The organism is Variovorax jilinensis, assembly GCF_030316885.1.
In the GTDB taxonomy this organism is placed as follows: Bacteria; Pseudomonadota; Gammaproteobacteria; order Burkholderiales; family Burkholderiaceae_C; genus Variovorax; species Variovorax jilinensis.
In genome coordinates, this window is record NZ_JASZYQ010000007.1 from 74,348 (window position 1) to 92,425 (window position 18,078).

19 protein-coding genes are annotated in these 18,078 nt (G+C 61.2%); all 19 read right to left on the minus strand.

Annotation, left to right across the window (positions count from 1 at the left end):
- Window positions 1-7 precede the first annotated feature (7 nt).
- The 19 genes from QTH87_RS21840 to QTH87_RS21930 all read right to left on the minus strand — a co-directional run bounded on the left by QTH87_RS21840 (window position 8) and on the right by QTH87_RS21930 (window position 18,000).
- Window positions 8-502 carry a hypothetical protein gene (locus QTH87_RS21840; RefSeq protein ID WP_286612168.1) on the minus strand — a complete coding sequence of 165 codons (495 nt, stop codon included), beginning with the start codon at window positions 500-502 and terminating at the stop codon, window positions 8-10.
- Window positions 499-1,533, minus strand: coding sequence for a phosphotransferase family protein (locus QTH87_RS21845; protein ID WP_286612169.1), 1,035 nt, complete (start codon window positions 1,531-1,533; stop codon window positions 499-501). The genes QTH87_RS21840 and QTH87_RS21845 overlap by 4 nt, the downstream gene beginning before the upstream one ends.
- The gene (locus tag QTH87_RS21850; RefSeq protein WP_286612170.1) at window positions 1,530-2,135 is read right to left on the minus strand and encodes a histidine phosphatase family protein; all 606 of its coding nucleotides are present in this window, start codon (window positions 2,133-2,135) and stop codon (window positions 1,530-1,532) included. Before QTH87_RS21850 ends, QTH87_RS21845 begins: the two co-directional genes overlap by 4 nt.
- Entirely contained in the window at window positions 2,132-2,992 is an 861-nt protein-coding gene (locus QTH87_RS21855; RefSeq protein WP_286612171.1) for an SDR family oxidoreductase, read from the minus strand. Before QTH87_RS21855 ends, QTH87_RS21850 begins: the two co-directional genes overlap by 4 nt.
- A gap of 13 nt (window positions 2,993-3,005) precedes the next feature.
- Entirely contained in the window at window positions 3,006-4,154 is a 1,149-nt protein-coding gene (locus QTH87_RS21860) for an acyl-CoA dehydrogenase family protein (RefSeq protein ID WP_286612172.1), read from the minus strand.
- A 12-nt stretch (window positions 4,155-4,166) separates the two neighbouring features.
- A complete protein-coding gene (locus QTH87_RS21865) occupies window positions 4,167-5,459 on the minus strand; it encodes a TRAP transporter large permease (RefSeq protein WP_286612173.1) in 1,293 nt (430 codons plus the stop codon).
- Window positions 5,460-5,493: 34 nt separating this feature from the next.
- Window positions 5,494-5,967 (minus strand): TRAP transporter small permease, encoded by a 474-nt coding sequence (locus QTH87_RS21870; protein WP_286612174.1) that lies wholly within the window; start codon window positions 5,965-5,967, stop codon window positions 5,494-5,496.
- Window positions 5,968-6,125: 158 nt separating this feature from the next.
- Window positions 6,126-7,256, minus strand: a complete 1,131-nt coding sequence (locus QTH87_RS21875; protein ID WP_286612175.1) for a CaiB/BaiF CoA transferase family protein — start codon at window positions 7,254-7,256, stop codon at window positions 6,126-6,128.
- A gap of 1 nt (window position 7,257) precedes the next feature.
- Window positions 7,258-7,932: a transglutaminase-like domain-containing protein gene (locus QTH87_RS21880; RefSeq protein ID WP_286612176.1), complete on the minus strand. Its 675-nt coding sequence runs from the start codon at window positions 7,930-7,932 to the stop codon at window positions 7,258-7,260.
- Window positions 7,929-8,756, minus strand: coding sequence for an enoyl-CoA hydratase-related protein (locus QTH87_RS21885; protein ID WP_286612177.1), 828 nt, complete (start codon window positions 8,754-8,756; stop codon window positions 7,929-7,931). The genes QTH87_RS21880 and QTH87_RS21885 overlap by 4 nt, the downstream gene beginning before the upstream one ends.
- Window positions 8,749-10,575: an AMP-dependent synthetase/ligase gene (locus QTH87_RS21890; protein WP_286612178.1), complete on the minus strand. Its 1,827-nt coding sequence runs from the start codon at window positions 10,573-10,575 to the stop codon at window positions 8,749-8,751. The genes QTH87_RS21885 and QTH87_RS21890 overlap by 8 nt, the downstream gene beginning before the upstream one ends.
- 23 nt (window positions 10,576-10,598) lie before the next feature.
- Window positions 10,599-11,405, minus strand: a complete 807-nt coding sequence (locus QTH87_RS21895) for an ABC transporter ATP-binding protein (RefSeq protein WP_286612179.1) — start codon at window positions 11,403-11,405, stop codon at window positions 10,599-10,601.
- Window positions 11,406-11,430: 25 nt separating this feature from the next.
- Window positions 11,431-12,633, minus strand: coding sequence for an ABC transporter substrate-binding protein (locus QTH87_RS21900; protein WP_286612180.1), 1,203 nt, complete (start codon window positions 12,631-12,633; stop codon window positions 11,431-11,433).
- Between the two features lie 47 nt (window positions 12,634-12,680).
- Window positions 12,681-13,721: a branched-chain amino acid ABC transporter permease gene (locus QTH87_RS21905; protein ID WP_286612181.1), complete on the minus strand. Its 1,041-nt coding sequence runs from the start codon at window positions 13,719-13,721 to the stop codon at window positions 12,681-12,683.
- Between the two features lies 1 nt (window position 13,722).
- Complete coding sequence (locus QTH87_RS21910) at window positions 13,723-14,595, minus strand: branched-chain amino acid ABC transporter permease (protein ID WP_286612182.1); 873 nt, start codon at window positions 14,593-14,595, stop codon at window positions 13,723-13,725.
- Complete coding sequence (locus QTH87_RS21915) at window positions 14,592-15,401, minus strand: ABC transporter ATP-binding protein (RefSeq protein ID WP_286612183.1); 810 nt, start codon at window positions 15,399-15,401, stop codon at window positions 14,592-14,594. The genes QTH87_RS21910 and QTH87_RS21915 overlap by 4 nt, the downstream gene beginning before the upstream one ends.
- 106 nt (window positions 15,402-15,507) lie before the next feature.
- Window positions 15,508-15,972, minus strand: coding sequence for a MarR family winged helix-turn-helix transcriptional regulator (locus tag QTH87_RS21920; protein ID WP_286612184.1), 465 nt, complete (start codon window positions 15,970-15,972; stop codon window positions 15,508-15,510).
- Between the two features lie 163 nt (window positions 15,973-16,135).
- The gene (gene kce / locus QTH87_RS21925; RefSeq protein WP_286612185.1) at window positions 16,136-17,068 is read right to left on the minus strand and encodes a 3,5-dioxohexanoate:acetyl-CoA acetone transferase; all 933 of its coding nucleotides are present in this window, start codon (window positions 17,066-17,068) and stop codon (window positions 16,136-16,138) included.
- Window positions 17,069-17,085: 17 nt separating this feature from the next.
- On the minus strand, window positions 17,086-18,000 hold the full coding sequence (locus QTH87_RS21930; protein ID WP_286612186.1) for an SDR family NAD(P)-dependent oxidoreductase: 915 nt from the start codon (window positions 17,998-18,000) through the stop codon (window positions 17,086-17,088).
- Window positions 18,001-18,078: the final 78 nt, after the last annotated feature.

The following is an 18,078-nucleotide window of genomic DNA, read 5'->3' on the forward strand; positions in this document are numbered from 1 at the left end:
AGCTCGGTCAGCCTTCCTGGCCGCTGGACATCTCGGCGAAGAGCGGTCGAGGGGAATTCCTGAGTTCGATGGCCAGTTCCTCGCGCATCGCATCTCGCAACAAGGCATCGATCCGTGAAGCCGCACCGGGCTCGAGACGGGCTCGTTCGGCGTCGAGCCAATCCAGAAGAGCAACTATCCGCAAGTTCTGACTGTCACGCAACGACAGCAGCGCCTCGATGGGCGTGATCGTAGGCAGCGCGTCGAACGACTGCTCGGGCAACGAGTCCGCCGCATCGGTGTCGCCCGCCACCTGGGTAGCCTCTTCCAGCGCTTTGCGCTGTACGGCGATCTGCTGCAGCAGGAACTCTGCAGACCAATCGGCGCGGACCTTGAACATATTGAGCAGGTTGATGACACCGAACACCTGGCCTCGTGCGAACTCGTCATCGATCCGCGCTAGCACTTCTGTGCGAAGCGTGGCGCACATTCCATCGATCAAGCGATCAAAAGAATTGTTCATTTGGAGGCCTCGATTGTCTTTTCCATCTGGCGCAAGCAGGTCGCGATCTGGCTTCCCATGGCCGGCATCCGCATGTCGTTGAAGCGGCCTTCTTCGAAACAGCGCGCCGCTGCCATGTGCGTGGCGGCGAGCTTCAACAACGACAGTGCTTGGTAGTACCGCACCGATGCCATCGATACCTCGAAGCCCACCTTCTCGCTGTAGCGCGAGTAGAACCATTCGGGCTCGGCCAGGCGACTGATTAGCTTGCTGCCACCCATGTACATGGGGAGGCTGGCCCAGCCGAGGTCCTCATGCGGATCGCCAAGGTGCACAAGCTCCCAATCCAGGATCGATGTGATCCGCCCGCCCTGCTCCAAGAAGTTTCCAGTCCGATAGTCGCCGTGCACGATCGCAACGCGCGGCGCGACGGGGCAATGCGCCTTGAGCCAACGGATGCCCCATTGCGCCATCGGATAGGGGCGCATCGCCCAGCGTGCGATCTGTCCTTCCCAGTATTCAACATTGAGTCGGGCAGCATTCTGCACATCGATGCCGTGCGCCATCGCGGCGATCGGTCGCTCCTGCCAGGGCACGCAGTGCAGTACAGCAAGCGCGTCGATGAAATCCTCTGCGAGTTGCCGCCGGTAGTTCTCCTCGAGTGCAGGTTCCGTCGCCGACACCCACGGCACCACGGCATCGCCCGATACCTTCTCGCAGAAAAGGAAGGGGGCGCCGAGGATGTTTGCGTCGTCGCTGCTCCAATATGCCTTGGGCACCGGCACCGCACTACCTGCGAGCGAGCGCATCGACAGCACCTGGGGAGCCGAGCTGTAGGGGGCGAACAGGCCGTAGTCAGGGCCGAGCCGCAGGATCAGTTCCTGCATGCCCTCCTTTCCGGGTAAGCCATCGACCTGAACGGCATAGGTCAGCCAGGAGAACCCGACCGGAAAGCGCCGGATCGCGCCGACCCGGACGGCAGCGCCGACCTGCTGCGTGAGATAGGCTTCGATCCTGCTCTGCAAGCTGGCTTCGTCATCGATGGTGTTCATGCGTTCGATACCCGTGGCCATGCATGGTGGCCGGTTTCGTTGATGCTGACGACGCCGATCGAGCCCGCATCTCGCACTACCAGACGCGAGATCGATGCATAGCCCGGCCCAAAGCGGACCAACCGGTCAAGCCCCAGCGCATGGGAGAGCACCAGGCTGATCGGCAGTCCATGGGTAAAGACGGCCGTGTGGCCGTCGGCACCGCCGTATTCGACGGTCGTCGAAAACGCGTCAAGCACCCCCGCGCGGAACACATCGGCATCAACGCCCAGATACCGCAATGGGTCGGCTAGAAAGCGCTGCCATTCGCTGTCGCCCTGGGAGCGCAGCGTGTCGACAGAGCGATAGCGCGGCAGATGTTGATCAGCCTCTGCCCAACCGTCCAGGGTGCGAATCGGCAAACCCAGCCTTTCAGATGTCGCCTCTGCGGTCTGGCGGGCCCGCAATTGTGGGCTGCTGACGATGTGCGTGATGTGCTCGCGCGCGAGTTGCTCGGCCACGGCACGGGCCTGACGGAGCCCATCGACACACAATGGCGGATCGTGCGCCAGTTCCTCATGACCCTCGTCAGGCCAGCCGTGGCGTACCAGTATCAGCTTCATCGAAGCAGCTCCGGCATCACTGCGCGATGAAAACCCGAGAAGGGCCGGTTCCGGCTGCTCGGCTCGAGCTTCCAATTGTTCCGCAGATTGGGCGTTCCGCCGTCGATCCGGATACATGAGCCTGTGATGTACGCGGCCGCAGGGGACAGCAGATAGACGATGGCACCCGACACCTCCGCCTCGGTGCCGAAGCGACGCAGCGGCACGACATCGGTGAATTCGAGAATCTTCGCCTTTGCGTCGGGTGTGTACGTGTCAAAGCCACTCGATGCGATGCCTCCGGGCGCCACAGTGTTGACCCGCACGCCCGAACCGGCCCACTCACAGGCAGCTGTTTCGCTCAAGGTCAGCATTCCGCCGCGAGCTGCACCGGAGTGTGCGATGTCAGGCCAGCCGTTCCAAATGTCGGCGATCATGTTCACGATCGCTCCCCCATGGGCCTCCATGTACCGGTTGTAGGCCTCACGCATGAAGATAAAGCCGCCGGTCAGGTTGTTGCGAACCACCGCCTCGAAGCCCTTGGTCGAGATCGTCTTCATTGGCGCGCGATACTGGCCGCCGGCGTTGTTCACCAATCCGTCGAGCCGGCCGCGGTTCTGCAGCACCGAATCGATCGTTGCGCCGACGGCCACCTCATCGCGGATGTCACATGCCAGCGCACTGGCACTTCCGCCGTCCTCAATGATCTCGGCCTTGACCGCTTCGACCTTCTCGATCGAGCGTCCCACCAGCGACACGTGCGCACCAAGTGATGCGAGTTCGTGCGCGGTGCAACGCCCAATGCCACTGCCGCCCCCGGTCACGATGATGGTTTGGCCTGCGAACAGGTCAGAACGGAAAACGGATTGATAGCCCATGGCTTCTCCTGACTCAGTACTGCACCGCGGCGCGGCCGATACGCTGGCGCGCGATGATGAGCTTCATGACGCCGGCTGTCCCATCGCCGATTTCGAGCCCCATCACGTCGCGCAGACGCTGCTGATGTGGCAGGTCCTTCGACCATCCGTAATGCCCAAAGGTCAGAAGGCATTGGTGAATGACGTCGAATGCGGTCCGCGGCCCCATCCACTTCACCATCGCAGCTTCGGACGTGTGCGGCTGGCCAGCGTCGCGTAACGCAAGCGCGTGATAGGCCAGCTGCCTCACCGCAGCGATGTGCGACTCACCCTCGGCGAGCGGAAAGCTCACGCCCTGAAACTGACCGATCGGTCGCCCAAAGGCTTCGCGCTCAGCTGCGTAGGCCCAGGCTTCGTCGAGCGATGCCTGCGCGGCGCCGCAACATTGCAGGGCGATCAACGCGCGGCTGTAGTCAAAGCCCTGCATCACCTGCGTGAAGCCCTTGCCTTCTTCGCCGAGGCGATGGCTCGCCGGAACCCGGACGTCGTCGAAGAACACCGAGCCGCGGCCTATGATGGCGCTACCGACATCGTCAAAGTGCGTGCGTGAGATGCCCGCAGTCTCACCCGGGATGAAGAAGGCCGTGACGCCTTTTGCACCTTCGTCGGGGCCACCGGTACGCGCGAAGATCAGGTAGGCGTCTGCACGGTCAGCGAAGGTGATGGAAGTCTTTTCGCCGTTGATGACGTAATCGCCGCCTTGGCGGCGCGCCTTCAACTGCAGGTTGCTCGCGTCAGAGCCGCCCCGCGGCTCAGTGAGGCAAATGGCAACGATGGCTTCGCCGCGAATCATACGCGGCACCCATTCCCTCGCGACTTCAGGCTGTGCGTGACGAAGCAGTATTGCGGCGTTCAACGAGATTCCGACGGGCACAGCGCTGACATTGAAATCGCCATACGCGAGCTCCTCGGCGATGAGGCCGGTTGTCACAGCGTCTACACCGAGTCCGCCCATATCCTCAGGCAGGTCGACCCCGAGCAGACCGAGTTGACCCATCTCTCTGATGAGGTCACGATCGAGCACACCCGTCTTCTCTCGCTTCTGGTAGTCAGGAAGCAATCGCCCACGTGCGAAACGACGGGCGGTCTCTTGCAAGGCAATCTGATCGTCGGTCAAAATCATTGGGGGATCTCTTTAGAAGAGAAGATTCGGCAACCACAGAGAAAGGATTGGCAATGCGGCCAGCAGGATGATCCTGATCAAGTCGATCGTGATGAACGGGACCATACCATCGAGAATGGTTTTCATCGAGATGTCGGGGACCACCGAACGGATGACGAACAAATTCATGCCGATTGGCGGTGCAATCAGTCCGATTTCGCACGCCACCACGACGATGATCCCAAACCACACGGGGTCGTAGCCCAAGCTCATTACGATCGGAAAAAATATGGGCACCAAGATGAGGATCATCGACAGCTCCTCCATCAGCGCACCCGCGACGACGAAGATTCCGATCATGATCAGGATGACCCCGAACGGGCTTACGCCGCTAGCCTTTACCATCGACTCCAGCACCTTGTGAATGCCCGTCAGGTTGATGAATTCGACGAACATCGCTGCACCGAACACAATCGACAGCATCGCCGCTGAAACCAGGGCTGTGTCCACCAAGATGTCGAGAATCTGCTTGAGCCCAAGCGATCGATGCGTGAGCGCAAACATGAAGGCGCCTCCAGCGCCGATACCCGCAGCCTCCGTGGCCGTGAACCAACCGCCGTAGATTCCTCCCATTACCAGCGAGAAAAGTGCAATCACCGGCCACAACGCACGCAGCGTCGCCAGGCGTTCGCTCCAGTCCGAAACGTCGGCCATGGGCGCAGCGCTGGGGTCTCGCCAGACCACCCATTTCACAGCGGCCAGGTATCCAAGAATTCCAAGCGCGCCAGGGATCAAACCTGCAGCGAACAGCTTGCCGATATGAGTCTGCGTGTTGACGCCGTAGATCACCATGATCACGCTCGGAGGGATCAGAATTCCGAGCGTACCGCCTGCGGCCAACGTCGCAGCCGAAAGTCGATCTGCGTAACCGAACTTTCGCATGGCTGGAATCGCTACACGCGACATGGTGGCGGCTGTCGCGACGCTTGAACCGCAGATCGCGGCGAAGCCCCCGCAGGCGAGAACCGTCGCCATCGCCAAGCCGCCGCGTTGCCTCCCCATGAACATCTGAGCGGCCCGGAAGAGGCTTCCAGATATGCCAGCGCCCGCGACCAGGTTGCCCATCAAGATGAACAACGGCAGCACTGACAACGAGTAAGACATGGTCGAACTCTGCGCCGACATGGCCATCGTTGCCAACGCGGGAACCCAGCCGCTCACTAGTACCAGTCCGCCAAAGCCCACAAGCGCGAGCGACGGACCAATCGGGATGCGCAGGAAAATAAGGACGAACGATACTGCAAACCCGACGATCGCTGCGGTCATGCTGGTTTCCTATCTCGGCGTTTCGGATGTGTCATCACTTCTCAAGTTCCGACAAAGGGACGGGCAGCACGGGGTGGCGTGTGAACACTGCAATAGCGACCACTAGGCCGCTCAATGCCGTGACGACGGACAGGACGCCCATTCCCCACCAGATGTACGCCAAGGAAACGTGTAGCTGCGGTGTCGACTCTCCGTTGGCAGCGGCTCGCAATCCCTGTACTGTGGCCTGCCACGCGAGTAATCCAAACACGGTAGCGGCCACAATCCCGGACACCGCGACCTGGAGCTTGTTCAGGTGCCGTCCCGCCAGCATGTCGAAGAGATCGACAGTGATGTCACGCTGCCGATAGGTCAGCAGTGGAAAGGAGAGGAAGGCCAAGGCACCCATCAACATCTCCGTCAGTTCGGTGCCGCTCGCCAGTGGACGATTGAAAGCGTTGCGTCCGATTACATCGATCAGGACAACGACTACCAGAAGACTAAGGGCCGCTGCGGCGGCGATGGCCATGCCACGCTCTATACGACGGATCACCGCTGCGCACTCCAAGAAGACCTGCGGAGTGGGTCACGCAATAAACGTTCGTAGTAGGGAAGTGGCATCGGGGACATATGAACTCCTGTGAGGCATTCTCGAGTCCATACACTATCGCATCGTACGCTGCCGTACTATCTGGTTTTCCCGACCTTTTTGCTGCGTTTGACGTCCCAGTCGTTGAGCACCTCAAAGGTCTGTTCGCCAGGTCGAGGTGCCGGACGTCGCAACGACGCCGGCGTCCGGCTGAAACGAGGCGCTGGACTTGGATGAATTGCATCGTCGAAACGCTGATGCACAGCTCTTGCACGCATGTGTGGATGCTGGGGTGCTTCGTCGATGTCCAGTACCGGTGCGAAGCACGCCTCGCGCCCCGCCATTGCGCTGACCCATTCGTCGCGACTTCTCGTCGCGAAGACTTTGCCCAGACGCCTCCGCATCTCCGGCCAAGCTGCGCGGTCGTTCTGCGATGGAAGATCTTGATCCGCCATGCCCAGTACGTCCAACAATGCCGCATAGAAATGTGGCTCGATGGCGCCGACGGAGACGTACTTGCCGTCCCGCGTCTTGTACGTACCATAGTAAGGCGCTCCTCCGTCTACGAGATTTTCTCCTCGGTTCGCAGTCCAGCTCCCGGACTGCCGAAAGGCCTGAAACGCCGACATCAGGTGGGTAACGCCATCGACCATCGCGGCGTCAACGACCTGACCCTGCCCGGACACACGCGCCTCGTGCAGCGCCGCGAGCACGCCGACGACCAGATACATTGCGCCTCCACCGAGATCCGCCACTAGGTTCAACGGCGGAACAGGGCCCTGCCCCGGTGCCCCGATGCAGTGCAGGGCGCCAGTCAGCGCGAGATAATTGATGTCATGGCCAGCCTCCTGCGCAAGCGGTCCGTCCTGCCCCCACCCAGTCATACGACCATAGACTAGGCGCGTGTTGGCCTCAAGGCAGATCTCGGGTCCAAGGCCGAGGCGCTCCATGACGCCGGGTCGAAAACCTTCAAGCATGATGTCGGCGCGCCCAGCCATTTGTAGCGCCAAGTCGACCCCCGCGGGGTCCTTGAGGTCCAACACCACGGAACGCTTGTTGCGGTTGTAGAAGTCGAAACGCGGAGGCAGTTCGCCGGGCGAGTTGGACACCGGCGGCCGATCGATGCGCACGACGTCGGCACCTAGATCTGCCAGCAGAGCACCGGCGAACGGCGCAGGACCGATAGCTCCGATCTCGAGTACCCGGATCCCGTCCAACGGACCAGCCATTTCAACCTCCTCCTGCCGATTCTGCGTCGACGTCTTCGTCCCAATTTGCGTTGTCCAGCCGCGGCAGGTTCGGATAGTGCCTGGCGAAGGTCTCGAGCAGGTCCTCACGTGGGAAATCGTCGAACTCGCCGTGGAAGGTCACGTACTCCATATGGCGCCGGCCTTCGAGGTCATAGGGGTGGTAGATCGAGTCTTCGTGCCCGTCGAACTCAAGGGTGTGCAACCCCATCTTCTGGCACAGCTCCACATTGAAAGCCGGCGTCGCCTTGACCCAGCGGCCGTCGACATAGATCGCGGTGTAGCCATGTCGATAGAACATGTCGCTACCCATGGTCTCGCGAAGCCGCGCGGTCGACAAATGGTTGCGGACGTCCGCCAGGCCTACGCGAGCCGGCACGCCCACCGCCCGACATGCGGCGGCCAATAGAATCGCTTTGGGCACGCACCAGCCAAATCCGTCCGACAGCACCCGGCTCGCCTTCAGCCCGTCGACCGAGAGGTCAATCTTGTAGGGGTCATAGCGGAACCCGTCGCGCACCGCATAGTAGAGGTCCACCGCGCGCGCTCGGTCACAGCCGGACTTTGCCGTGACCATCAGCGCGAAGGCGCGCACCGCCGGATGGTCCGCATCGAGATAGGTGGTGCTCCTCAGCGCCGCTCCCAAGGTGTCGTTCATGTCTTGCCTTCGCCCCGTTGTTTACGCCGCGCCAACAGACCATCGGCCGCGCGGTCTAGTTCACCCGTGGTGCGAGTCAGAATCTGAGTCCGATTCTCAAGTTCAATCGCGGCCTGCAGGCTGCCGGCCTCGACATTGGCCCAGGTTCCACGCTTGGTCATCCACACCCCAAAGGAGCTGTTGGCGGCAATCGCGCGAGCAATCGCCATGGCCCTCGGCATCAAAAGGGCGTCGTCAACGACTTCGGAAACCAGCCCGATACGCTCGGCTTCAACGCCGTCCACCATGCGTCCCGTGAGCATGATCTCGAAGGCACGCGACAGGCCAACGCAGCGCGGCAGCAACCAGCTCACGCCGATGTCGCAGCTCGACATGCCGACTCGCACAAAGGCGGCGTTGAAGCGCGCGGAGCGACCGGCGATGCGGATCTCCGCAGCCAGCGCCAGCCCCAGGCCAGCGCCACTCGCCGATCCATTGACCGCTGCGATCACGGGCTGACGCATCGCACGTAAGCGCGTCACCAGAGATGCGAACGATTCCTGGCGCAGCATCCAGGCCGCCGTCTCACCAAGTTCGGCGGTTCCAGGCGCCTCAGTGGCGAGCCCCAGGTCGAATCCCGCACAGAAGCCTTTGCCTTCCCCCGTGATAACCAGCACGCGCACGGCGGGATCGGACGAGACAGCATCGAGCAGACGGCCGATCGCGGCCACAGTGTCATCGCCTAGCGCGTTCATTTTCTCGGCCCGATCCAGGCGCAACAGCGCAATGGTCGGCTCCGGCCGCTCAAGGCGCACTCCGGGGTTCACGTCGACGGGCTCAGACATAGATCTCCTCGATGACCTGCGCGTACTTCTCGAATACGGCCTTGCGCCGCACCTTCATCGTCGCCGTGACTTCACCGTCATCATGGTCGAGTTCCTTGGTCAACAGGTGAAACTTACGAATCTGCTGGACCTGCGGCATCTTGGAGTTGGCCTGGTCCACCTCGCGTTGAATTAGGTCACGCACCTTCTGGTTCTCGACCAGGCTGCGGAACGTGGTGTAGATCACGCCCTGCTCTTCGGACCACTTGCTTACGGTCTCGAAGTCGATCTGAATCAGTGCCGACACGAAATGACGGCGATCGGCGATCACGATCGCTTCCTTGATATAGGGCGAGAAACGCATAGCGTTCTCGATCTCCGATGGTGTGATGTTCTTGCCTCCGGCGGTGATCATGATGTCCTTTTTTCGGTCCACGATCCGCAGTTCACGCCCGGTCGGACCGTCGTCCCATCGCCCGACATCGCCGGTGTGGAGCCAGCCTTCAGCATCGATCGCCTCGCGTGTGGCCTCGTCGTTCTTAAGATAGCCGCGGAAGACGACCTCCCCTCGAATCAAAATCTCGCCATCCTCCGCCAGAGCGACTTCGACACCTGGATAGGGAACGCCCACCGTACCCACGGGCGATCCCTCGCCGGGCTGCATGGTCGTCGCGCCCGAGGCTTCGGTCATCCCGTACGCCTCGCGAATCGGCACGCCAAGCACGCGAAAAAAGCGAAGCACCTCGGGGGCAATCGGCGCCGCAGCGGACACTGCCACCCGGCAGCGCCGCAAGCCGAGAAAATTGAGCAACGCCCGCAACACCAGTAAATACCAGATGGCCCAGCGAGCACGCTGCACGACGCTCCATTGAGAGCGCGGGATCGCAGCAGTATCGTCCAGCGAAAGCATCGCTCGACGATAGAGCCACAACCGGATTCCCCCCGCCTCACGTACCTTGTTCTGGATCGAAGAGTGAAACTTCTCCCAGATGCGCGGTACGCCAAAAAAGATGCGAGGCGACAGTTCGCGCAGATCTTCCTGCACGGTGCGAAGGCTCTCTGCGAAATTGACTACGGCCCCGAACGCGATTGGAATGTGCAGAGAGAACATCTGCTCGCCCATGTGGCACAGCGGCAGATAGGAAACCAGAGAATCGCGTTCAGTGCAACCCAAGACGCTATTGAGCCCTCGAGCCGCAGTGCCGAGGCCGCGCCAACTCATCATGGCGGCCTTCGGCCTTCCCGTGGAACCGGATGTGAAGACGATCAGCCCGATGTCATCGAGCGCCGGACCAACAGTCGCGTCGGCCGCAGCCGTTGCATTCTCACTCTCAAAGCGGCGTCCCAGCGCGACTACCTCGGCGAAGTCGTGCATGCCTGTCGTGTCGTAGCGCCGCAGTCCGCGCGAGTCCATCATCACAATCGAACGCAGATGCGGCAAGCGATCTCGGATCGTCAACACCTTGTCGAGCTGCTCCTGGTCTTCGCACACAATGACAGGCGCATCCGACAGGGTCAGCAAGTATTCGAGCTCGGGTGCCGGCGACGTCGGATACACGCCAGCCGTCACGCAGCGCACCATTGCCGCTCCCATCTGAGCGAAGACCCATTCCTTGCGGTTCTCGCTCAGAACCGCAAGAGCCTGACCTGGGGCGAGGCCCAATTGCAGCAGACCAAGGCCGAACCAGCGTGATTCGTCGGCATACTCCGTCCACGTGATCGGCTGCCAGACACCAAACTCCTTCTGGCGCAATGCAACGTCACGTGGACGTTCCTTCGCCCAGTACTGGAGCTGCTGAGGCAGCGGAAGGTCTCTCAAGGCATCAAGTGAACGGGTCATGGCTTTGCGAACATTTCAGGGAATCAGGACAGCCAGCGCTTGCGCCGCTTGTAGTGCTTGATGTCGCGGAAGCTCACGTGCCCCTCGCCAGAATCACCACTGCCGAGGTAGAAGCGCTGCACGTCGGGGTCATTCAGCAGCTTGTCGGTGGAGCCGCTGATCACGATGCGCCCGCTTTCCATGATGTAGCCAGCATGCGCCACGCGAAGCGCGACATGGGCGTTCTGCTCCACTAGTAGCATGGCCACGCCCTGCTCCCGGTTGATGCGTGCGATGATCTCGAAGATGTCACGCACGACCAGCGGCGCCAGGCCGAGTGAAGGCTCGTCCAACAAAATCAGCCGCGGTTTGCCGACGATCGCTCGTCCGATGGCCAGCATCTGCTGTTCGCCGCCTGACAGATAGCCCGCCACCTGCTTTCGCCGCTCGCGCAGCCGCGGGAAATAGCCATACACCAGTTCGGGATCGACCTCGCCGCGCTGGCGCCCGATAAGCGCATTCGTCGCGGCGACAAGGTTTTCCTCGACTGTGAGGTCGCCAAAAATATGCCGTCCCTCGCGAACGTGTGCCATGCCAAGCCGCGCTAGTTGATAGGCGCTGCGACCGGCAATGTCGTCGCCGAAAAAGCGGATGCGGCCCGATGCGAGCCGGCCCTTCTCATACGGCAAGACACCCGAAGAGGCCTTTAGGGTCGTGGTCTTTCCGGCACCATTCGAGCCGAGCAATGCCACGATCTTCCCGTCTGGCACGTCGATCGAGAGGCCCCGCAGCGCCTGGACGCTGTGGTTGTATATGACTTCGATGTTCTCGATGGTCAGCGCTGCAGTCATGCTGGATCTTTCCCGGGCCGGGCGCTTACACCTTGATCCATGAACCTGCAGGCTCCATCAGCTTTTTATCAGGGTCGTAGCTGTACATGCGACCGCTCGGAATCTGATGGCTGCTGAGGTCGACAAGCAGCCCCGTGACGCCACCGGTGTCCCAGTCCTTCATGGACTCGAGCGCCGCCTTCATGTTGGGCAGAGTCAGAGGCTTGTTGGCCTTGATGCACCGTTCGGCGATCTCGGCGAATGCCATGCCACAAAGCCAACTCGAGATGTAAAAGGGGGAGATATGCTTCATTTCTGGTCTCGCCTTGGCCGCATGGTTGCGCATCGCGTTGATCATCGGGGCATCCTCATGGCCGTAGCGATAGGCGCTCACGCCAGTCAGACGAACGCCGAGCGCCGCAAGCGCGTCGTAGGCGGGCTTGTCGAGCCCCCAGGCCGTCCCCATGATCTGTGGGTTCAAACCAGCCTCACGCATCTGCCGGACAAACTCAGGCATGGGGGCAAGGATGTAACCCTGGAAGATGACAATGTCCGGCCTTGCACGACGCAGTTGTGCGACTTCCGTTGTGACGTCGACGCCTGACTGTTTGGTTACGATCTCCGCCACGATCGGTAGTCCAAGTTTCTCCGCCCGGGCTTTGCCGCCGGGAATCCCATCCCTTCCAAATTCGGTATCGGCATACACATAGGCAATCTTCGGCTTGGTTGCTGCACCTTGCGAAGTCCGCGCAATGTGTTCCATGAGAATTTCGTGCAGACGCGGGTATGTCGGACTGGGCACAAAGTGCTGGGGCATCCTGACTGGGTCAGCGACCGATGCGGCCAGCGAAGTCGACGTCGTCATCACGTGCCCCGAAGCAATCGCATCCTGCGCAACCGCCTTGACACACGGCGTGCCGTCGCAATAGAAGAAGGAAGGCTTCTCGCTGGCCATGATCTTCTTGAAGATGGCAGCCGCTTGGTCGACCTTGAAGCCGCTGTCCTCGGCGACATAACGCAGTTTGTGCCCCGCGACGCCACCATTGGCATTCTTCCACTCGACAAAGTCGCCCAGACCGTTGTTCATTGCGGCGCCCGCGAAGGCGAACACGCCCGTAATAGGTTGCGCCGCACCGATGACGATGTCGCCTTTGTGGGCCTGCGCGCGGGGCGATCCGACCGCAAAAGGGCCGATGGTTGCTGCCGCGCCGATGGCCTGCACAAGTTTGCGGCGATTGAAGTCGGTCATGGTTGTCTCCTGTTGTGGAACTGATCGAGTGAAAGCATCGGCCCGGGTCAGGTGCGAAACGGCCAGAGATGAAACGTGCGACGCACGCGTGCCCAGATCGCCGCCAGGCCGTGCGGCTCGAAGATCAGGAACACGATGATGAGAAGACCAAACACCACTTGGCCCATCGGCAGAAGCAATCCGGCAATGTTGGGAAACCACTGGGAGCTAAGCTGCGCGCTGATCCGCAGTGCCTCCGGAACGAAAGTCATGAACACGGCACCTAGTACGCTTCCAAGCACGGTTCCCAAGCCACCCACAATGACGGCCGCAAGGTAGAAGACTGCCAAGGTCAGCACGAAATAGTCTGGTGTGATGTTTCCGTAAAAGTAACCTAGCAGACCGCCAGCAACGCCGGCGTAGAAGGCGCCGACCGCGAAGGCCGTCAGCTTGGTACGCAACAGGTTGACGCCCAAGATTTCCGCCGAGATGTCACGATCGCGAACTGCAACGAAGGCCCGGCCGATATGGGTGCGGGCCAGATTGCGTGCAGCGACTGCCATCGCGAATGCGCAAATGAAGATCAGGTAGAAGTTGCGGCGATCCCCGACCAACTCGATACCGAAGAGGCTAGCGCGTGGTATGGACGTACCTGACACGCCCCCAGTCACTGAGTCCCACTCCCGGAAGATGAAGGTAAGGATGAAGTGCGCGGCGAGCGTCGCGATGGCTAGATAGAGCCCCTTCACGCGGAGGCTCGGCAGGCCAACGATGATGCCGAGGAACGCCGTCACGAAGCCGGCCAAGGGCAGCGCGAAATAGAATGGGATGCCGTGACGGCCCAACCAGGCGACGGTATAGCAGCCTACCCCGAGGAAGGCCCCATGGCTCAGGGAAATCAATCCGGCATTGCCTGTCGTTAAGTTGAGGCCCAGCGAGGCAATCACGTGGATGCCGACGATGCAGGCCATAGCGAGCATGTAATCGCTGCCCCAAAATGGGAGCGTAAAGACCGACAGTGCGAATGCGATCATCCAGTTGCGCGCGGTGGACGAATCCCACAGCCGCTCTTCGGACGCAAAGTTCTCGTGAAAGACGCCAGTTCTCACTTCACAGCCTCTCGATGGTTCGGGTGCCGAACATCCCGTACGGCTTGACGACTAGGATGGCCAGAACGACGACGTAGGGCACGATGTCGCGCGACTTGCCGCCCAGGTATCCAGCGGACACGGCCTCGACCCAGCCGATCAGCAGACTGGCGACGATGGCCCCCAGAATGCTGTCGAGCCCGCCAAGAATGATGGCGGCGAACACGCTGAGCGCCGCTGCCGCGAGCAGCGGCGAGAGGCCGGCAGAGCTGGCGATCAAGACCCCGGCCACTGTCCCAACAAGCCCTGACAAGACCCAGGTCAGTCGCTGCGAATAGTTGATGTTGATGCCCAGCGTGGCGGCGGTCACCGGGTCACTTGCCGTGGCACGCAGGGCGATGCCTGTCTTCGAGTAACGGAAGAAGGCCAGAAACCCACCGATCAGAATGGCCGCGACCGCGAAGTTGCCGAGGACCGTGCCCGGAATAAGGACTTCGCCGAGCAGCAGCGGTGTGCGGGGAAGCAGAGTCGGGGGAGAGAGCGTGTCCCCCCCCCAGAACGCCTCGACGCCCCCATGCACGATACTGGCCATCCCGATGGTTGCCATCAGCACGGCGACCGCGGGCTGGCCCGACAGGGGGCGAAGCACCGCACGCTCAAGCCCGACGACCAGCAATCCAATGACGACCAGGGACAGCACAAAGGCGATCCAAGGCGCCAGACCGAAAGTGACGGCGCCTGCGTAGTAAATGTAGGCGCCGAGCATCATGACCTCGCCCACCGCGAAGTTCACGACCCCTGTGCCCTTGTAGATCAGCACGAAGCTCAGCGCGATCAGTGCCATCACGCCTCCAGACAGCAGGCCCAGAAGGCTGTATTCCAGAAACTCGCTCATGCAACTGCCTCGCTTTCCGCGCCCAGATAGGCTTCGATGACTTTGGGATGGGAACGAACCTCCGCCGGCGTACCGCAGGCGATGACCTGGCCGAAGTTGAGCACCACGACATGGCTGGATATGTCCATGACCATGCCCATGTCGTGCTCGACGAGAAGCACGGTCACACCCCACTCCTCCTGCACGTCGAGGATGAAGCGCGCCATGTCTTCGGTTTCCTCTCGATTCATCCCGGCGACGGGCTCGTCGAGCAACAGAACCCGTGGACGCATTGCAAGGGCGCGCGCCAGTTCCACGCGCTTCTGCAGGCCGTAGGGCAACGCATCGACGGAGAGATGGCGGATGTGGTCGATCTCCAGGAAATTGATGACCTTGCGCTCAACTTCACCGCGCAGTTCGAGTTCTTCCGAACGCGCTGCGCGACCATATCCGAGCGCGGAGAAGATGCTGGCTTTCATCGTGTGATGTCCGCCGAGCTTGATGTTCTCCAGGACAGTCAACCCACGAAACAACGCGATGTTCTGAAAAGTTCGCGCGAGCCCTCGAGCAGCCCGTGCGTGCACGGGCGTCGCAGTGATGTCGTCGCCGCCAAGCAGAATCCGCCCAGCGGCCGGCCTATAGAAGCCCGAGATCGTGTTGAAGACGCTGGTCTTGCCGGCCCCGTTCGGACCGATCACCGCCGTGATCTGACCAGGCGTCGCGGCGAACGACACGCCGCGTAATGCATGAATGCCCCCGAACCGAAGGTCGACGGCTTCGACGGAAAGCCCGAGTCCATTGCAGGGAGCGGTATCAGAAGACAGCATGGTAGCGACACGTTCCGGACCGAAGGGATCAGCCCATACCGTACACTACCGCACAATATCCTGGTGCACCTTAGTGTTTTCCCGTGCCGCGGTTGCTATCGAAGGATCAGACCTCGTTCTGCTGCAGATAGTCGAGCAGGTTGCGCTTCATGGCGTCCAGCGTGGTGGCCGCCGCTTCGAGTTTTTCGTCGACGAGACCGGAAAGGATCTGCTCGTTCATCCGGTGGCTGACCTTGCGCATCTTCGCGATGAGTTGCTTGCTCTTCGGTTCGAGGAAGACGCGATTGACACGGCGATCGCTTGGATCGGCGTCCCGCCGCACAAGACCGCCCTTCTCCAACCTGTCGATCAGGCCGCCCACCGCCACCTTGCCGAGGTCGAGTTCTTCAGCCAGTTGCGATTGCGTCATGCCATCTTCGCGGGAAAGATAGGCAAGCACCCACCATTGCGAGCGGGTGACGTTCAGAGGCTTCAAACATCGGTCGAAAGCGCTGCGGCGCAGGCGCGACACATCGTGAATGAGGAAACCGAGCCGAAGCTCCCAATCAATCGACGTCGCATCGGTCGCCATAAGTTCTGAGAATCGCCCTTTGGCGATCCATTACTGTAATGATGCGTACATTCTAGCGACTGACTTCGAAACACATGGTCCGGAACGCGACAGCCGGCTGCAATCCGAGGTTGCAGATCTTGGCACCAGCGTGAGTCTAGCCGCCCCAAACCCTGAGCCTTCGCTAGAAGGCGACGGCATCTTTGCCCTTGAGCGCAAGAATCTCGCGCGCCTCCGCAGGAGTCGCGACCGCCAGCCCCAGCCCCTCAATGATCTCACGTGCTTTACGCACTTGTTGCGCATTCGATTCGGCGAGCTTTCCGGCACCGATCCAGAGGCTGTCTTCGAGGCCGACACGCACGTTACCACCCATGGACGCTGACATCGCTGCGATCGGCATCTGGCTGCGTCCGGCCCCAAGCACCGACCAACGGTAGTCGGCGCCAAAGAGGCGATCTGCTGTGCGCTTCATGTGCATCACGTCCTCCGGATGGCTACCGATGCCGCCGAGGATGCCGAACACCGTCTGTACGAAGAATGGCGCCTTGACCAGACCGCGATCGACGAAGTGTGCAAGGTTGTAGAGATGCGAAGTGTCGTAGCATTCGAATTCGTAGCGGGTGTCGTTGACCGACAATTCAGTCAGGACAGTCTCCAGGTCGCCGTACGTGTTGCGGAAGATCAGGTCCTTGCTGCCTTCGAGGTAGGGTCGCTCCCACTCGAACTTGAACTCCTTGAAGCGCTGGAGCATCGGGAATAGGCCGAAGTTCATCGTGCCCATGTTCATGGATGCGACCTCGGGCTTAAGCACCTTGGCCGGCTGCATGCGCTCCTGCACTGTCATGTATGGCGAGCCGCCGGTCGTGAGGTTGATGACCGCGTCGGAGCGCGCCTTGATGTCCTTCAGGAAGGGGACGAAGGCTTCGGGCCGCTGGTCGGGTTTGCCCGTGACGGGATCGCGCGCATGCAAATGAATGATCGCCGCGCCTGCCTCTACCGCACCCACCGCTGCATCCGCTATCTCCTGCGCCGTGACCGGCAGGTATGGCGACATCGAAGGCGTGTGGATCGCGCCGGTCACGGCGCAGGTGATGATGACTTTGCGTTGTGTGGACATGCGAGTTTCCTTGATTGTCAAACGGGATCCCAGGTGAATACGTCGCCCGAACGTTCGAGCGGGAAGAAGCTGGCGCGCAGCATCGGCAAGGCTGTCTCGATCACACCTTCGGGCGTCCACCCCTCTCCGCAGTGCGCGCTGCGAATCGGACGCGGTTGGCTGAACAGATAGATCTCGTTGTTGCGCACGCCGAATATCTGCCCGGTCACGTCCTGCGCCTCATCGGCGCACAAACCGACCACGAAAGGAGCGACGCGTTCAGGCACCAGTTTCTTGAGCCCTTCGACCCGCTTCTTCTGCTCCGGTGTCTCGCTCGGGATCGAATCAATCATACGTGTCCATGCAAAGGGAGCGACGGCATTCGAACGCACGCCGAACTTTTGCATGTCGAGTGCAATCGACTTGGACAGGCCGACAATGCCGAGCTTGGCCGCGCTGTAGTTGGCCTGACCGAAATTTCCGACAAGGCCGGAAGTCGAGGTCATGTGCACATACACGCCGCTGCCCTGCTGCTTGAAATGCGACGCCGCGGCTCGGCTGACGTTGAAGCTCCCCTTCAAATGCACGGCCAATACCTGGTCGAACTCTGGCTCGCTCATGCGGTGGAACATCACATCGCGCAGGATCCCGGCGTTGTTGACCACGATGTCGATGCGGCCGAACGCGTTGACTGCCGCCTCGACCATCCCGTTCGCCGCACCCCAATCCGATACCGAGCCGCCATCAGCAATGGCGTCGCCCCCAATCGCCTTGATCGACGAGACGACCTCGTTCGCAGGTTGCTCGTTGTCCGGTATACCGTCCAATGAAGCCCCCAGGTCGTTAACGACGACTTTGGCTCCCGCAGCTGCCATAGCCAGCGCGATGCTTCGCCCGAGGCCCCGGCCGCCGCCTGTGATCAGCGCCACTTTACCTTCGAGAAGTCTGCTCAATTCAGGTCTCCTTGGATTCCGCCGTCGAGGGTAAACCCCTGCTCAACCTCAACTTTGCGGCTTGCAAAAATATCGTGC

Excerpts from the sequence above, each read along its gene's own strand:
- QTH87_RS21840 (WP_286612168.1), bottom strand. The coding sequence starts at position 502 with ATGAACAATTCTTTTGATCGCTTGATCGATGGAATGTGCGCCACGCTT.
- QTH87_RS21845 (WP_286612169.1), bottom strand. The coding sequence starts at position 1,533 with ATGAACACCATCGATGACGAAGCCAGCTTGCAGAGCAGGATCGAAGCC.
- QTH87_RS21850 (WP_286612170.1), bottom strand. The coding sequence starts at position 2,135 with ATGAAGCTGATACTGGTACGCCACGGCTGGCCTGACGAGGGTCATGAG.
- QTH87_RS21855 (WP_286612171.1), bottom strand. The coding sequence starts at position 2,992 with ATGGGCTATCAATCCGTTTTCCGTTCTGACCTGTTCGCAGGCCAAACC.
- QTH87_RS21860 (WP_286612172.1), bottom strand. The coding sequence starts at position 4,154 with ATGATTTTGACCGACGATCAGATTGCCTTGCAAGAGACCGCCCGTCGT.
- QTH87_RS21865 (WP_286612173.1), bottom strand. The coding sequence starts at position 5,459 with ATGACCGCAGCGATCGTCGGGTTTGCAGTATCGTTCGTCCTTATTTTC.
- QTH87_RS21870 (WP_286612174.1), bottom strand. The coding sequence starts at position 5,967 with ATGGCCATCGCCGCCGCAGCGGCCCTTAGTCTTCTGGTAGTCGTTGTC.
- QTH87_RS21875 (WP_286612175.1), bottom strand. The coding sequence starts at position 7,256 with ATGGCTGGTCCGTTGGACGGGATCCGGGTACTCGAGATCGGAGCTATC.
- QTH87_RS21880 (WP_286612176.1), bottom strand. The coding sequence starts at position 7,932 with ATGAACGACACCTTGGGAGCGGCGCTGAGGAGCACCACCTATCTCGAT.
- QTH87_RS21885 (WP_286612177.1), bottom strand. The coding sequence starts at position 8,756 with ATGTCTGAGCCCGTCGACGTGAACCCCGGAGTGCGCCTTGAGCGGCCG.
- QTH87_RS21890 (WP_286612178.1), bottom strand. The coding sequence starts at position 10,575 with ATGACCCGTTCACTTGATGCCTTGAGAGACCTTCCGCTGCCTCAGCAG.
- QTH87_RS21895 (WP_286612179.1), bottom strand. The coding sequence starts at position 11,405 with ATGACTGCAGCGCTGACCATCGAGAACATCGAAGTCATATACAACCAC.
- QTH87_RS21900 (WP_286612180.1), bottom strand. The coding sequence starts at position 12,633 with ATGACCGACTTCAATCGCCGCAAACTTGTGCAGGCCATCGGCGCGGCA.
- QTH87_RS21910 (WP_286612182.1), bottom strand. The coding sequence starts at position 14,595 with ATGAGCGAGTTTCTGGAATACAGCCTTCTGGGCCTGCTGTCTGGAGGC.
- QTH87_RS21915 (WP_286612183.1), bottom strand. The coding sequence starts at position 15,401 with ATGCTGTCTTCTGATACCGCTCCCTGCAATGGACTCGGGCTTTCCGTC.
- QTH87_RS21920 (WP_286612184.1), bottom strand. The coding sequence starts at position 15,972 with ATGGCGACCGATGCGACGTCGATTGATTGGGAGCTTCGGCTCGGTTTC.
- kce (WP_286612185.1), bottom strand. The coding sequence starts at position 17,068 with ATGTCCACACAACGCAAAGTCATCATCACCTGCGCCGTGACCGGCGCG.